The following is a 13,131-nucleotide window of genomic DNA, read 5'->3' as shown; positions in this document are numbered from 1 at the left end:
TATGATTAAATATTATTTTGCATTAATTAAACCAGGTATTATTATTGCTAATCTTTTTTCGGTATTATCTGGTTTTTGTTTTGCATCAGGTAATTGTGTTAATTATTATACATTATTATTTGTATTATTAGCTACAGGTTGTATTATTGCTTCGGGTTGTGTATTTAATAATATTATTGATATGGATATTGATAAAAAAATGTTTCGTACTAAGGGAAGAGTGTTACCTAGGGGTTTGCTAGGTCTGACATGTGTCAAGATTTATGCTATGTTATTGTTTTGTATAGGTTGTAGTATTTTTTTATTACAATTGAATTTTTTATCTTTTTTTTTATGTATATTGGGTTTTTTTTTTTATGTTTTTGTATATAGTTTATATTTTAAAAGAAAATCGAAACATGCTATTTTACTTGGTAGTATAGCGGGAGCGATACCTCCAGTAGTTGGATATTGTACTATTATAAATTTTATTGATTTAAAATTTATTTTGTTGTTTATAATATTTGCATTATGGCAAATACCACATTCTTATTCTATTTTGATATTGTATTCTCGTGATTATCAACGTGCTAATATACCTACTTTTGTTGTTCTTCACGGTGTATTAAAGACATTAAAATTAATTATTTTGTCTGTTATTGCATTATTTATTTTTACATGTTTATTCTATATTCTTCATTTTATTAATTTAATTAGTTTTATAATGTTATTTATTTTACATGTCATATGGTTATTTTTATCTATTTCATACTATTTTTTTACAAATTATATTGATTTATCTAGATTATTATTTTTATCTTCTATAATATTTATTTTTCTTTTTAACATGTCTCTTATAATATGTTCTGTATCTTGTTGATAAAATTATATATTGTATATTTTATAGACAAATATTTGTTTTTGGTAATCCTGCAATTTTATTAGCTTGTTGAACTAATCCTTTTGGAAATAAGGATAGTAAATATTTATTATTACTTTTTTCTATACCTAATTTTTTTTTTATTATTTTTAATAACATCCTATTGGGAGGTATAATATTATATGTAATGTATAAATTTCTAATTAAATGTATAATTTCCCAATGATTATTTGTCATGGTAATATTTTCTAATTGTGCAATTTTTAATGCAATATTTGTATTCCAAATTTTTAATATTTTATTTTTTTTTTTTATTATCATATAAATTATATTTTATATCATTTTTATGTTAAATTTAACTAATATATAATTTTTATATTATATAGTTTATATTACTATGTATATTTTTTATTGTGTATTTTATAAAAAATAGCATCTCATAAATATTTTAAAATATTTTGTATAATATATTGATAGTAAATTTTTATTATATATTTTTTTTATTTATATAAAACATAATAATTATGTATTTTAGCATATGAAATATTTTTATATAAGAATCTATATTTTTGTATGTATAGTGTTATACTATATAAATATTTTTATTTTATTTAATATTTTACTAATGATTGAAATATTATGTGATATTAAAATTTATTTTTGTATATTTATATATAATGTCATTTTTTGTAGTATAAGAAAATATCTGTTTATTTTTATAGTTTTGTATCCTGTTGATTATTTATTCTAATATGTTTTGATGCTTGATGTAATACTCCATTAATAAATTTATGACTATTTTGTGCACCAAATAATTTTGCTAATTCAATTCCTTCATTCATTGATACTTTATATGGAATATCTTTTCTATAATATATTTCATAAAAAGCTAATCTTAATATTGCTTTATCTATTTGTCCTAAAGTATGTTTTTTTCTACTTAAATATAATTGAATTTTTTTATCTATGTTTTTTACATTAATCGATATATTTGTAATTAATTCATGAAAATATTTTATTTCTACTTTTTTAGTATTAATGATTTGTAAATATTGATTTTCAACATCTAAAATATCATTATTGGATATTTGCCATGTATATAATGCTTTTACTATATACTCTCTCGCTTTTCTTCTCTTTTTTGGGTTCATAGATTTCCTTTAATAAATAAATTGATATTATTTTTTTAGTATTTGGTTTGAATAATTAATCTGATATCTTGTCCAATCATTTTTATATTTTTAAAAATAAGATTAGGTTTTTGATTTATATTAACTTTTTTTTTATTAAAAAAAAAAGAATATGCATTATTTCCTAACATTTTAGGTGCAATATATAATATAATTTCATCAATTATTTGCATAGATAGAATATTACTAAATAAATGTGCTCCACATTCTATCCATAGTTTATTAATTTTTTTTTTTCCTAAAAAAATAAGTAATTTTTTAAAATTAATATAATTTTTATAAGCAGGTATAATAATTTGTTTAACGTGATTTGGCCATTGAATTTTATCCTTACATAATCGAATGAGCCAAATTATTCCTATATTTTCTTTAATAATATTATGATTAGGTTGAATTTGATTTTTACTATCTATAATAATTCTAATAGGTTGAGTATATGGTAATATATTTTGCTTATTATTTACATGTTTATATCGTACTGTGAGTTTTGGGTTATCTTGTAAAATAGTATTACTAGTACTTAAAATAGCTGAACTAGTTGCTCGGAGTTTATGCACATTTTGTATAGATTTTTTCGATGTAATCCATTTACTATCACCATTTTTCATAGCTATTTTACCATCTACCGAGATAGCCATTTTTATTGTTACCCATGGTATTCCTGTACTGATTCTTTTTAAGAATCCTTGATTAATTTCTTTAGATTCTTTGGACATGATACCTAATGTAATTTTAATACCTGATTTTTTTAAATATTGTATACCTTTCCCTGATACTTTAGGGTTTGGATCTAACATAGATATAACAACTCTTTTAATTCCTGATTGTATTATTGCTTCACAACAAGGCGGTGTTTTACCAACATGATTGCACGGTTCTAAGGAAATATATGCTGTACTATTTTGAGTTAATTTTCCAGCCATTTGTATTGCATAAATTTCTGCATGATGATCTCCTGCTTTTTTATGCCATCCTTGTCCAACAATTTTTTTATTATTTACTATGATACATCCTACGTTGGGATTTGGATGTGTTGTATATATACCTTTTTTAGCTAATTTTATAGCTTTTTTCATATAAAATATATCTTTTTTATATTTTTCTTTATATGTTTTATCATTATATTGCATTTTTGTATTTTTTTAATTAAACAGATTATTATTTTTTTGAATGAATTTAATAATACTAATCATTTCTAGTATTGCTAAAGCTGCTTCTGTACCTTTATTACCCAATTTTACTCCAGCTCTATTAATAGCCTGTTCAATAGTTTCAGTAATCAGTATACCTAATGCAATAGGGATATTATACTTTATACTAATGGAAGATAATTGAGAGATTATATTAGCAGAAATTTGTTCAAAATGTATTGTTTCTCCTTTAATAATTGTTCCTAAGGTAATAATACCTTGATATTTTAAAGAATTAGATATTATGTTTGCAATAATAGGTATTTCATATGCACCGGGTACTTTAATAATAGTGATATTATGTTTTTTTATATTACCAATACGAACTAATGTATTAATTGCTCCTGATAATAAATTATTATTAATGAATTCGTTAAACCGTGAAATAATAATAACTATTTTAGATTTTTTATTTGTTAAACCACATTCTATAGTTTGGATTTTATTTTTTTTATTGTCTTCTGTTTTTATATTCATATTATTCTCTTTATATTATATTAAATTTTAAATATGTTAATATTTTTTTTATATATTGATATTTTTGATTATATGTTGTATAATTGAATTTAATAGCGGGATGGAGCAGTATGGTAGCTCGTCGGGCTCATAACCCGAAGGTCGCTGGTTCAAATCCAGCTCCCGCAATAATACACAAAAATTAAATTCATAATTATTTTTTTGAATTTTACATTATATATGAAATTTAAAAAAATTGTTAAATAACTTCATTTTCTTTGGTATATGAATGTATATCGAATCTAGGGTAAGGCGTTTGAATGTTGTTCTCTTCTAATGCTTTTTTAAATTTACCCATTAGATCCCAATATACTGCTTTTAATATATTAGTATTACTCCAACATCTTACTATAAAGTGCATAGAATATGGTTCTAAGGTATTTAATCCTACTATTATATCTCTATTTTTAAGTACTCTAGGGTCAGCATACATTACATTTTTTAATATTTCAATCACCCTGTCTATATTTGTTTCATATGGAACAGGAATGATAAATTCATTTCTTCTACAAGATTCTCTTGAATAATTAATAATGTCGTTAGAGGTAATTTTACTATTTGGAATAACTATTATTTTTCCATCTACTGTTTTTAATGTGGTATATAAAACATGTATACTAAGTACAGTTCCGGCTACTTTTTTTAAAACTACATATTCTCCAATTCTCAATGGACTGAATACAACAAGTAAAACACCTGCGGCGAAATTTGATAAAGATCCTTGAAGAGCTAAACCGACAGTCATTCCAGCAGCTCCTAAAATAGCAATTACAGATGTTGTTTGTACTCCTACTCTACTTAATGCGATTACCATAGTAAATGTAATAATAAAATATTTTGATATTGTTGTAGAAAAATCTGATATTGTTTTATCAATCCTTCTTGTTGTTAATATTTTATTTAAAGTATTTGAAATTACTGTTGATAAAAAACATCCTACAATGGTGATAATTAGAGCTGATGTTATATTAATAATATATTGTAATAACATTATTCTATTTAATATTAACCATTGTCCAATATAGTGAATATTATCAACTACATTGAATACTTCTTGCATTTTCAACCTCAATGAATTGTTTTGATTGGATTGGATTAGAATTTAAATTAAATTATAACAATTACATATTGTGAATATTTTTTTTAATTTTTCAGATATAGATTTTTTTGATTCCTGTATCCAGGATCTTGGATCATAATATTTTTTATTGGGTATATTTATACCGTTAATGTTACTTAATTGTGTTTGAAGGTTTTTTTTATTATTTTGATAGTATTTTAAAATACCCTCCCAAGAAGCCCATTGTATATCGGTATCTATATTGATTTTTACTACTCCATAATTTATTGATTTTTTAATATCTGATATAGAAGAACCTGAACCACCATGAAATACAAAATCAACAGGATTATTAACATTTAAATTGTATTTATTACAAATATATTGTTGTGTTTTTTTTAATATATTTGGTTTAAGTTGAACGTTTCCGGGAGCATAGACTCCATGTGTGTTGCCAAAATTAGCAGCAATAATGAAATTATTACTAATTTTTTTTAATTCGTGATACATATAATATACTTCTTCTGGTTTTGTATATAATAAATCGGATTTTATATTACTGTTATCAATTCCATCTTCTTCTCCTCCCGTACATCCTAATTCTATTTCTAATATCATATTTATTTTACTCATTCTGAGTAAATATTTTTTACTTATTTCTAAATTTTTTTGTATTTTTTCTTTAGATAAATCAATCATATGAGAAGAAAAAATTGTTTTTCCTGTATTATGAAAATATATTTCACTTTTTTTTAATAGATAATCTATCCATGGTAAAGTATCTTTATAACAATGATCAGTATGTAAGATGACTGGGATATTATAATATTTTGCAACTAAGTTAATATGATTCGCTGCAGATAAAGATCCTAATGCCGCTTTTTTATTTTGAGATATTGTTGGTAAATTATTTCCTGATATAAATGATGATCCTCCGTAAGATAATTGTATAATAATTGGTGCATGCATTTTACTAGCTGTTTCTAAAGCAATATTAATTGTATCTATATTTGTACAATTAACAGCTGGTATTGCGAATTTTTTTTTTTTTGCTATTTTAAATATTTTTTTTGTTTCTTTTCCAAATATTATTCCATTTTGGATAGAATTTTGTATTTTTGACATATATATCCTTGATAGATTATGAATATTCTCTATAAATAATTATTTTACTTCATATGATATTTTTTTTCTAACATATGTATAGCAGGTAATTTTTTTCCTTCTATAAATTCTAAAAATGCTCCGCCACCTGTTGAAATATAAGATATTTTTTTTCTGATATTAAGCATATTAATTACAGATAATGTTTCACCACCTCCTGCTATAGAAAAAGAATTACTTTTAGATATGCTTTTAGCTAATGCTTTTGTTCCGATACTAAAATTTGGAAATTCAAATACACCTAATGGACCATTCCATAGTATTGTGTTAGAATTTTCTATTATTTTTTGTATATTTTTAATACTTTCATCTCCTATATCCATTATTTCTTCATTTTGATTGATATCACATGGTTTTTTGATTACCGCTTGTGATAATTTTGAAAAACTTGTTCCAACTCTAGAATCGACTGGTATAATAATATTATTTTGTTTTTTTATTTTTTTTGCTAAATTAATGTATTTAGGTTCATGTAATGATTTTCCAATATTGTATTTAATTGCTAAAAAAGTATTTGCAATACCTCCTCCTACTATGACAGTATTGGCAATTTTAGATAAAGACGTTAATAGTTTAAATTTTGTAGATATTTTCGCACCTCCAATAATAGCAGTCATTGGTCTTTTAGGATTTTTTAAAGCCTTTGTTAAATAATATATTTCAGATATTAATAATGGCCCTGCACATGCTATTTTAGCATATATACCTACTCCAAAAGTTGAAGCTTCTTTTCTATGAGCGCTACCAAAAGCATCCATAACAAATATATCACATAATGAAGCATATTTTTGCGATAAATTTATATCATTTTTTTTTTCTCCTATATTAAATCTTACATTTTCTAATATTAATAAATCATTTTTTTGCATATTAATATTTTCTAATTTTTTAGAAAATATAACATTATTTTTATAGAATATTTTTTTTAAATATTGAAATATTGGAAATAGTGAAAATTTTTCTTCGTATATTCCTTCTTTAGGTCTTCCTAAATGTGACATAATAATTACTCGTGCATTTTTTTTTAATGCTAGTTTAATTGTAGGTATACTGGCTTTAATTCTATCGTCAGATAATATTTTATTGTCTTGTATTGGTACATTAAAATCTACTCTAATTAGTACTGTTTTGTTATGCAAATCTACTTCGGTCATATGTTTTATTGAATTCAATGTATTTTGTGTGATATTTATTTTATTCATATTTTTTCCAAAAAAATATTATATCATTTATTATATTTGATATTATTATGTACTGTACTTGTATATTTTTTATGTATTATACAGTATTTATTGAATAATTTTTATACAATTTTATTATTTTATATTTTAAACCATGCGCTAATTCCATCAAGAAGCATTTGTGTTGATAACATAATTAATATTAAACCCATTAATCTTTCTAATGCCTCCACTCCTCTTTCGCCTATTATTTTTAAAAATGTTCCTGATAGTAATAAAACAGTTACTGTTATACTCCATGCTATTATTAAAGATATAGATAGTGATGTAATTTGATTGGAATACTGGTGTGATAACAACATTAATGTTGCTAATAGAGATGGACCAGCAACTAATGGTATTGCTAATGGTACTAAAAATGGTTCTTTGGGTTTATTTTTTGTATTTTCTTCTTTATAATCTGGGAAAATCATTTTTATAGCTATTAAAAATAATATTATTCCTCCAGATATTGATACTGTTTCAGCTTTTAAATTTAGTATTGCGAGTGTTCTTTCTCCTACTATAAGAAATAGTACCATAATTAATAGAGCAATAATCATTTCTCTTATTAGGACTATATTACGTCTTTTTGGTTCTAAGTGTTTTAGAATAGACATAACAACTGGTAAATTACCTAATGGATCCATAATTAATACTAATAATATAGTAGTAGAGATGATGGCATGCATTGGAGTACCTATTTATATTTTATGTGAATGATTAATAATATATAATTATATACATTTATAATAAAAAGTTTATTTTTATTTTTAAATATATTATATATTAATATTTTAAATTTTTATATACTTTATAAAATTTATTTTATGGTGAGGTATGTTATGAAAAAATATGTTGGTTTTATTGGTTGGAGAGGGATGGTTGGTTCAGTGTTAATGCAAAGAATGATTGAAGAAAATAATTTTCATGATATGCATCCTGTATTTTTTTCTACTTCGCATGTTGGATCAGAAGTACAGATTGTTCCAAATACGCGTACTAATATTTTACAAGATGCTTATGATTTCGATCATTTAAAATCTATGGATATAATTGTTACGTGTCAAGGAGCAGATTATACTAATTGTGTATATTATAAGTTACGTAATATTGGTTGGTCTGGATACTGGATAGATGCAGCTTCTTTATTAAGAATGCATCAAGATTCTATTATTGTTTTAGATCCATTAAACATAGATATGATACATCTTTCTATACAAAAAGGTATAAAAACTTTTATTGGTAGTAATTGTACGGTTAGTTTAATGTTAATGGCTTTAGGTGGTTTATTTGCAAAAAAATTAATTAGTTGGATAACATTTTCAACATACCAATCGGCATCTGGAGCAGGTTCAAAACATATTTTTGAATTAATACAACAAATGGGGTGTTTATATAATTCTGTTGCTAATAATTTTAATAATTCTTCGTTTTCTGTATTAGATATGGAAAAAAAACTTTCAGAAGTCACTAAAAGTACAATATTCCCAGTAAAAAATTTTCTTTTTCCTTTAGCTGGTAATATATTACCATGGATTGATTCTGAAATGGAAAATGGACAAACTAAAGAGGAATGGAAAGTACAGGCTGAAACAAATAAAATATTATGTAGTTCTAGTGTCATTCCCATGGATGGTACATGTGTTAGAGTAGGCACATTTAGATGTCATAGTCAATCATTTATTATAAAATTAAAACAGGATTTGTCTTATTCAAATATTGTTGATATTATTAAAAAACACAATATGTGGGTGAAAATAGTTCCTAATGATATGCATTCTACATTAAATTTATTAACTCCTAATGCTGTGACAGGTACTTTAAATGTTTTAGTGGGTCGTATTAGAAAATTAAATGTAGGTTTAAAAACTATTTCTGTATTTACAGTAGGTGATCAATTATTATGGGGTGCTGCTGAACCATTACGTAGAATGTTAATGATTTTAATAAATTTATAATATATCATGTATATTTTTATTTTTTTATCCAAAATTGATATGGTTTGTTTCTAATTTTCTGTTTTATTATTTTATAATTCATAAAATTACAAAATAGTGGTATATCCCATGTTGTTGAAATATCATGGGATATAATAATAATAATATTTTCATGATGAATTTTCCTCATTATTTTTCTAAAGCAAACTATAGTATCTGGACATTTTAAATGAGTTAAGTTAAATATTTTAAGTGGCATATTTTATTTTTGATATTAAAGATTTAATTTTTAATTTATGGTGTTTTGATGTATAAATTTGAATCTTAATATTATTAAGATATCATTTTGAGAATAAAAGTGTTATTTTATTATATATTAACCTTGGATACATATATTATTAAACAATATTATATAATAGTAATTAACATTTTAAAATATATCCATATCAAATCATTATCATATTTTTTAATATTTTGTTCTATTTTTTGTAAATAATGTATGATTTTGTATATTTTTTTTTGATTGATATTTTCCAATATAAATTTATTTTTTTTTTGTATATTATGTGTGGTATTTTTTTTGTATTTATTTTTTAATTCTATTAATAATATTATTTTTTTTTGTATATATCTTAATAAAGATAATATATTATAATTGTTTTTTTGAAAGAAATTTAATATTCTTATATATTGTATTTTTTTTTTTAATAGTAAAGAATATAAGAGTTGTTTAAATGTGAAATAGACAGAATCTTCTATAATATTTTTAATATATTGCGTAGTAATTTTTTTAGGATTAATAATTTTTAATATTTGTAGTATTTTAAATAACATAAATAAATTATTTTCATAATAATATGATAAAATTTTAATTATTGGATTTTTTAAATGTAAATTCATTTTTTTTGTCTGTTTGATAATCCATATTTTATTTTTTATTTTTGATATGTTATTACAAGATATTATAATTATTTTTGTATTATTTAACCCATTTAATAGATACATGTATCGACATTGTAAATCTGGTAATATGAATACTAATATAATATTATTATTTCCATAATTTAATAATATATTTATACTATTAATAATATTAGTATTTATAATATGTTGTACAGTAACAAATAATATTTTTTTTTTTATAAATAGTTGTTTTTGTTGGTATTCGTAATATATTTTTTTAAAATCAATTTTTGATGTGACTTGTAATTGAATAATTGTGTTATATTTTTTTTTATTATAATGTTTTATTATTTTTTCTTGAATTTCTTGTGATATCATAAAATTGTTTTCTATGATTAAGTAATTATAATAAAAATTTTTTAATAGTATTTTTTTTACTTTTTTAGGTTTAATATATATATTCATTTTATATTACTAAATTTATTAATTTATTTTTTATATATATAATTTTTTTAATTTTATTTTTTTGGAGTATTATAGATATTGTTTTTTCTTGTTTTAATAAATTAAGAATTTTTATTTTATTAAGATTATATGGTACTGTAATAATTTTTTTTTTCTTTCCATTAATTTGTATAATAAAGTTTATATTTTTTTTATTATTTACATTCGGATGACATATAGGCCATGTTTCATAATCAATATTAGTATTATTATTTAATTGTTTCCATAAAATGAAACTAATATGAGGTGTGAATGGATATAACATTTTTATTATATTATTAAATATATTTTGAACAAAAGATTTATCATATTTGTTAATGAAATCAATATTACATATTGAATTTGTAAATTTAATAATTGAAGCTATTGCAGTATTAAAAGATTTTCTTTTTTCTATATCATGCGAAACTTTAACAATAGTTTCATGTAAATTATTTTGAATATTTTCTGTATTATATATTTTTTGTTTTGTATTGATGATGTTATGAGTATGTTGATATATTAGGTTCCATAGTTTTGTTAAGAATCGATACATACCTTTTACTCCTGATTCATTCCATATAATATCAGATTGAATTGGAGCGGCATACATCATAAATAATCTAATTGTATCGGATCCATATTTTTTAATCATTTTATTAGGTGAAATGCCATTTTTTTTTGATTTTGACATTTTCATTATTCCTGCACTGATAATTTTTTTATTATGTGTATCTATAGTTTTTATTGATTTTATTTTATTATTTATTTTTTGTAAATTTTTTTGTTCTATCCATGTTTTTTTTCCTTCTAGATTAATATAATAAAACGCTTCAGATAAAACCATTCCTTGGCATAATAAGTTTTTTGCTGGTTCGGGTGAATTAATTAATTTTAAATCGTATAGTATTTTATGAATAAATCGAAAATATATTAAATGCATAGTAGCATGTTCAATCCCTCCAATATATTGATCTATAGGTAACCAATAATTTGCTATTTTGGGATTAATTATACCTAATTTATAGTGAGGATCAGTATATCTAATATGATACCATGAAGATTCTATAAATGTATCAAATGTATCTGTTTCTCTGTTTATATCATAATTATTAATTTTTATTTTTTTCCAATTTTGGTATATTGACTGAATATTTTTTAAATCATTTATTGTTTTTATTGTTGGGGGGGTAACTGGTAATTGATGATTTGGTATTGGGTAAATAGTATGGTTTTTTAATATAGTTACTGGAATTGGAGTACCCCAATATCTTTGTCTAGATATACTCCAGTCTTGTAATTTATATTTATTTTTTTTTTTAATTGTATTATTTTCTTTTAATATTTCAAAAATTTTATTTTCTACTATATTACTATGTAAGTTATTAAATGGATATGAGTTACATAAAATACCTTTATTTTCAGTAGGTTTTTTTTTATTAATTTTTCTTTCTGAATTATTTTCTTCTAAAATAATATACTTTATTTTTATGTTGTATTTTTTAGCAAAATACCAATCGTGTATATTATGCCCTGGAGTTGATATTCTAATTTTTGTGTTATATGTGATATGTGTATAGTTTGTGATCCAGATTGGTATTTTTTTGTTTGTGATTGGATGTATGGCATATTTTGTTATTTTTTTTCCTATGTATGTATGTTCTTTGTGATTAGAGTAATTATTTATAGTGTACATATTTTGAATAAATTTTTGTAGTTCTTTTTTAGTTAATTCTTGTTTAGATAATTTATGTAATGGAGATATAGATATATATGTTGTTCCCATTAATAGATCTAATCGGTTAGTATAAATTTTAATGTTTTGATTAGTATGCAGTATTTTAAAATTAATTTCAAATCCTTTTAATTTTCCAATCCAATTTTTTTGCATTTTAATAACTTTTTCCGGCCATTTTTTTAATAATTTTAAATCTTTTAATAATTTTTCTGCATATGCAGTAATTTTTAAAAACCATTGTGGTATTAATTTAATAATAATTTTTTTTTGGCACCTCCAACATCTTCCATTTATTACTTGTTCATTAGCTAAAACAGTTTTATCATTTGGACACCAATTAACAAATGATTTTTTTTTGTATACTAATTTTTTTGTAAGTAATTTATTAAATAACCATTGTTCCCATTTATAATAATTGGGGTCACAAGTATTGATTTCTCTATCCCAATCATAACTAAAACCTAATTTTTTGAATTGTTTTTTCATATATTGAATATTTTGATACGTCCATGTTTTTGGATCAATATTATGATTTATTGCTGCTTCTTCTGCTGGTAATCCAAATGCATCCCAACCAATTGGATGTAATACATTTTTTCCTAGCATACGTTGATATCTTGCAATAACGTCGCAAATAGTATAGTTTCTGACATGACCCATATGTATTTTACCTGATGGGTATGGTAGCATTGCTAAGCAGTAATATTTTTTTTTTTTTATTTTTTTATGTACTGTAAATGTTTTATGAATATCCCAATATGTTTGTACAATAGGTTCTATGATGTTAGGATTATATGTTTTTTCCATTTTTATATATATTAATAATTGATATAATATTTGCAGTATATGATATATATGTAAAATATTT

General features: G+C 22.3%; 13 protein-coding genes and 1 tRNA gene. 3 read left to right on the top strand and 11 right to left on the bottom strand.

All coding sequences use genetic code 11. The features are described from left to right. Position 1 precedes the first annotated feature (1 nt). Positions 2–859: a heme o synthase gene (gene cyoE, locus AB4W54_RS01520; RefSeq protein WP_367674355.1), complete on the top strand. Its 858-nt coding sequence runs from the start codon at positions 2–4 to the stop codon at positions 857–859. A gap of 21 nt (positions 860–880) precedes the next feature. On the opposite strand, the gene AB4W54_RS01515 is transcribed toward cyoE, so the two are convergent. The 4 genes from AB4W54_RS01515 to ribE form a co-directional block, all read right to left on the bottom strand. Further along, the gene (locus tag AB4W54_RS01515) at positions 881–1,180 is read right to left on the bottom strand and encodes a TusE/DsrC/DsvC family sulfur relay protein (protein ID WP_367674354.1); all 300 of its coding nucleotides are present in this window, start codon (positions 1,178–1,180) and stop codon (positions 881–883) included. 395 nt (positions 1,181–1,575) lie between these two features. Beyond that, positions 1,576–2,010, bottom strand: a complete 435-nt coding sequence (gene nusB, locus AB4W54_RS01510; protein ID WP_367674353.1) for a transcription antitermination factor NusB — start codon at positions 2,008–2,010, stop codon at positions 1,576–1,578. 35 nt (positions 2,011–2,045) lie between these two features. Then, positions 2,046–3,179: a bifunctional diaminohydroxyphosphoribosylaminopyrimidine deaminase/5-amino-6-(5-phosphoribosylamino)uracil reductase RibD gene (gene ribD / locus AB4W54_RS01505; protein WP_367674352.1), complete on the bottom strand. Its 1,134-nt coding sequence runs from the start codon at positions 3,177–3,179 to the stop codon at positions 2,046–2,048. 12 nt (positions 3,180–3,191) lie between these two features. Continuing rightward, positions 3,192–3,680 (bottom strand): 6,7-dimethyl-8-ribityllumazine synthase, encoded by a 489-nt coding sequence (gene ribE, locus AB4W54_RS01500; RefSeq protein ID WP_367674629.1) that lies wholly within the window; start codon positions 3,678–3,680, stop codon positions 3,192–3,194. A 130-nt stretch (positions 3,681–3,810) separates the two neighbouring features. On the opposite strand from ribE, the gene AB4W54_RS01495 reads away from it, so the two are divergent. Next, a tRNA-Met gene (locus AB4W54_RS01495) sits at positions 3,811–3,884 on the top strand. A 70-nt stretch (positions 3,885–3,954) separates the two neighbouring features. Here AB4W54_RS01495 and mscS read toward each other — a convergent pair. From mscS to AB4W54_RS01475, 4 genes are all read right to left on the bottom strand, one after another. Further along, entirely contained in the window at positions 3,955–4,815 is an 861-nt protein-coding gene (gene mscS, locus AB4W54_RS01490) for a small-conductance mechanosensitive channel MscS (protein ID WP_367674351.1), read from the bottom strand. Between the two features lie 42 nt (positions 4,816–4,857). Beyond that, on the bottom strand, positions 4,858–5,940 hold the full coding sequence (gene fbaA / locus AB4W54_RS01485) for a class II fructose-bisphosphate aldolase (RefSeq protein WP_367674350.1): 1,083 nt from the start codon (positions 5,938–5,940) through the stop codon (positions 4,858–4,860). A gap of 44 nt (positions 5,941–5,984) precedes the next feature. Continuing rightward, positions 5,985–7,181 carry a phosphoglycerate kinase gene (locus tag AB4W54_RS01480; RefSeq protein WP_367674349.1) on the bottom strand — a complete coding sequence of 399 codons (1,197 nt, stop codon included), beginning with the start codon at positions 7,179–7,181 and terminating at the stop codon, positions 5,985–5,987. Positions 7,182–7,300: 119 nt separating this feature from the next. Continuing rightward, a complete protein-coding gene (locus AB4W54_RS01475) occupies positions 7,301–7,891 on the bottom strand; it encodes a YhgN family NAAT transporter (RefSeq protein WP_367674348.1) in 591 nt (196 codons plus the stop codon). A 153-nt stretch (positions 7,892–8,044) separates the two neighbouring features. Here AB4W54_RS01475 and asd point away from each other — a divergent pair, with 153 nt between their 5' ends. Next, positions 8,045–9,160, top strand: coding sequence for an aspartate-semialdehyde dehydrogenase (asd, locus tag AB4W54_RS01470; RefSeq protein WP_367674347.1), 1,116 nt, complete (start codon positions 8,045–8,047; stop codon positions 9,158–9,160). Positions 9,161–9,176: 16 nt separating this feature from the next. On the opposite strand, the gene AB4W54_RS01465 is transcribed toward asd, so the two are convergent. From AB4W54_RS01465 to leuS, 3 genes are all read right to left on the bottom strand, one after another. After that, positions 9,177–9,398, bottom strand: coding sequence for a sulfurtransferase TusA family protein (locus tag AB4W54_RS01465; RefSeq protein ID WP_367674346.1), 222 nt, complete (start codon positions 9,396–9,398; stop codon positions 9,177–9,179). Between the two features lie 149 nt (positions 9,399–9,547). Then, positions 9,548–10,507, bottom strand: coding sequence for a hypothetical protein (locus tag AB4W54_RS01460; protein ID WP_367674345.1), 960 nt, complete (start codon positions 10,505–10,507; stop codon positions 9,548–9,550). 1 nt (position 10,508) lies between these two features. Further along, entirely contained in the window at positions 10,509–13,070 is a 2,562-nt protein-coding gene (leuS, locus tag AB4W54_RS01455) for a leucine--tRNA ligase (RefSeq protein ID WP_367674344.1), read from the bottom strand. Positions 13,071–13,131: the final 61 nt, after the last annotated feature.

Source organism: Buchnera aphidicola (Pterocallis alni) (assembly GCF_964059075.1).
In the GTDB taxonomy this organism is placed as follows: Bacteria; Pseudomonadota; Gammaproteobacteria; order Enterobacterales; family Enterobacteriaceae; genus Buchnera_L; species Buchnera_L aphidicola_AN.
Note: the sequence above shows the minus strand (reverse complement) of the source record. Positions and strands in the feature narration are given on the sequence as shown.

What these genes read in the sequence shown, in the direction of transcription:
- AB4W54_RS01515 (WP_367674354.1), bottom strand. Translation starts at nt 1,180, where the DNA reads ATGATAATAAAAAAAAAAAATAAAATATTAAAAATTTGGAATACAAAT.
- leuS (WP_367674344.1), bottom strand. Translation starts at nt 13,070, where the DNA reads ATGGAAAAAACATATAATCCTAACATCATAGAACCTATTGTACAAACA.
- ribD (WP_367674352.1), bottom strand. Translation starts at nt 3,179, where the DNA reads ATGCAATATAATGATAAAACATATAAAGAAAAATATAAAAAAGATATA.
- AB4W54_RS01480 (WP_367674349.1), bottom strand. Translation starts at nt 7,181, where the DNA reads ATGAATAAAATAAATATCACACAAAATACATTGAATTCAATAAAACAT.
- AB4W54_RS01475 (WP_367674348.1), bottom strand. Translation starts at nt 7,891, where the DNA reads ATGCATGCCATCATCTCTACTACTATATTATTAGTATTAATTATGGAT.
- AB4W54_RS01465 (WP_367674346.1), bottom strand. Translation starts at nt 9,398, where the DNA reads ATGCCACTTAAAATATTTAACTTAACTCATTTAAAATGTCCAGATACT.
- AB4W54_RS01460 (WP_367674345.1), bottom strand. Translation starts at nt 10,507, where the DNA reads ATGAATATATATATTAAACCTAAAAAAGTAAAAAAAATACTATTAAAA.
- cyoE (WP_367674355.1), top strand. Translation starts at nt 2, where the DNA reads ATGATTAAATATTATTTTGCATTAATTAAACCAGGTATTATTATTGCT.
- nusB (WP_367674353.1), bottom strand. Translation starts at nt 2,010, where the DNA reads ATGAACCCAAAAAAGAGAAGAAAAGCGAGAGAGTATATAGTAAAAGCA.
- asd (WP_367674347.1), top strand. Translation starts at nt 8,045, where the DNA reads ATGAAAAAATATGTTGGTTTTATTGGTTGGAGAGGGATGGTTGGTTCA.
- fbaA (WP_367674350.1), bottom strand. Translation starts at nt 5,940, where the DNA reads ATGTCAAAAATACAAAATTCTATCCAAAATGGAATAATATTTGGAAAA.
- mscS (WP_367674351.1), bottom strand. Translation starts at nt 4,815, where the DNA reads ATGCAAGAAGTATTCAATGTAGTTGATAATATTCACTATATTGGACAA.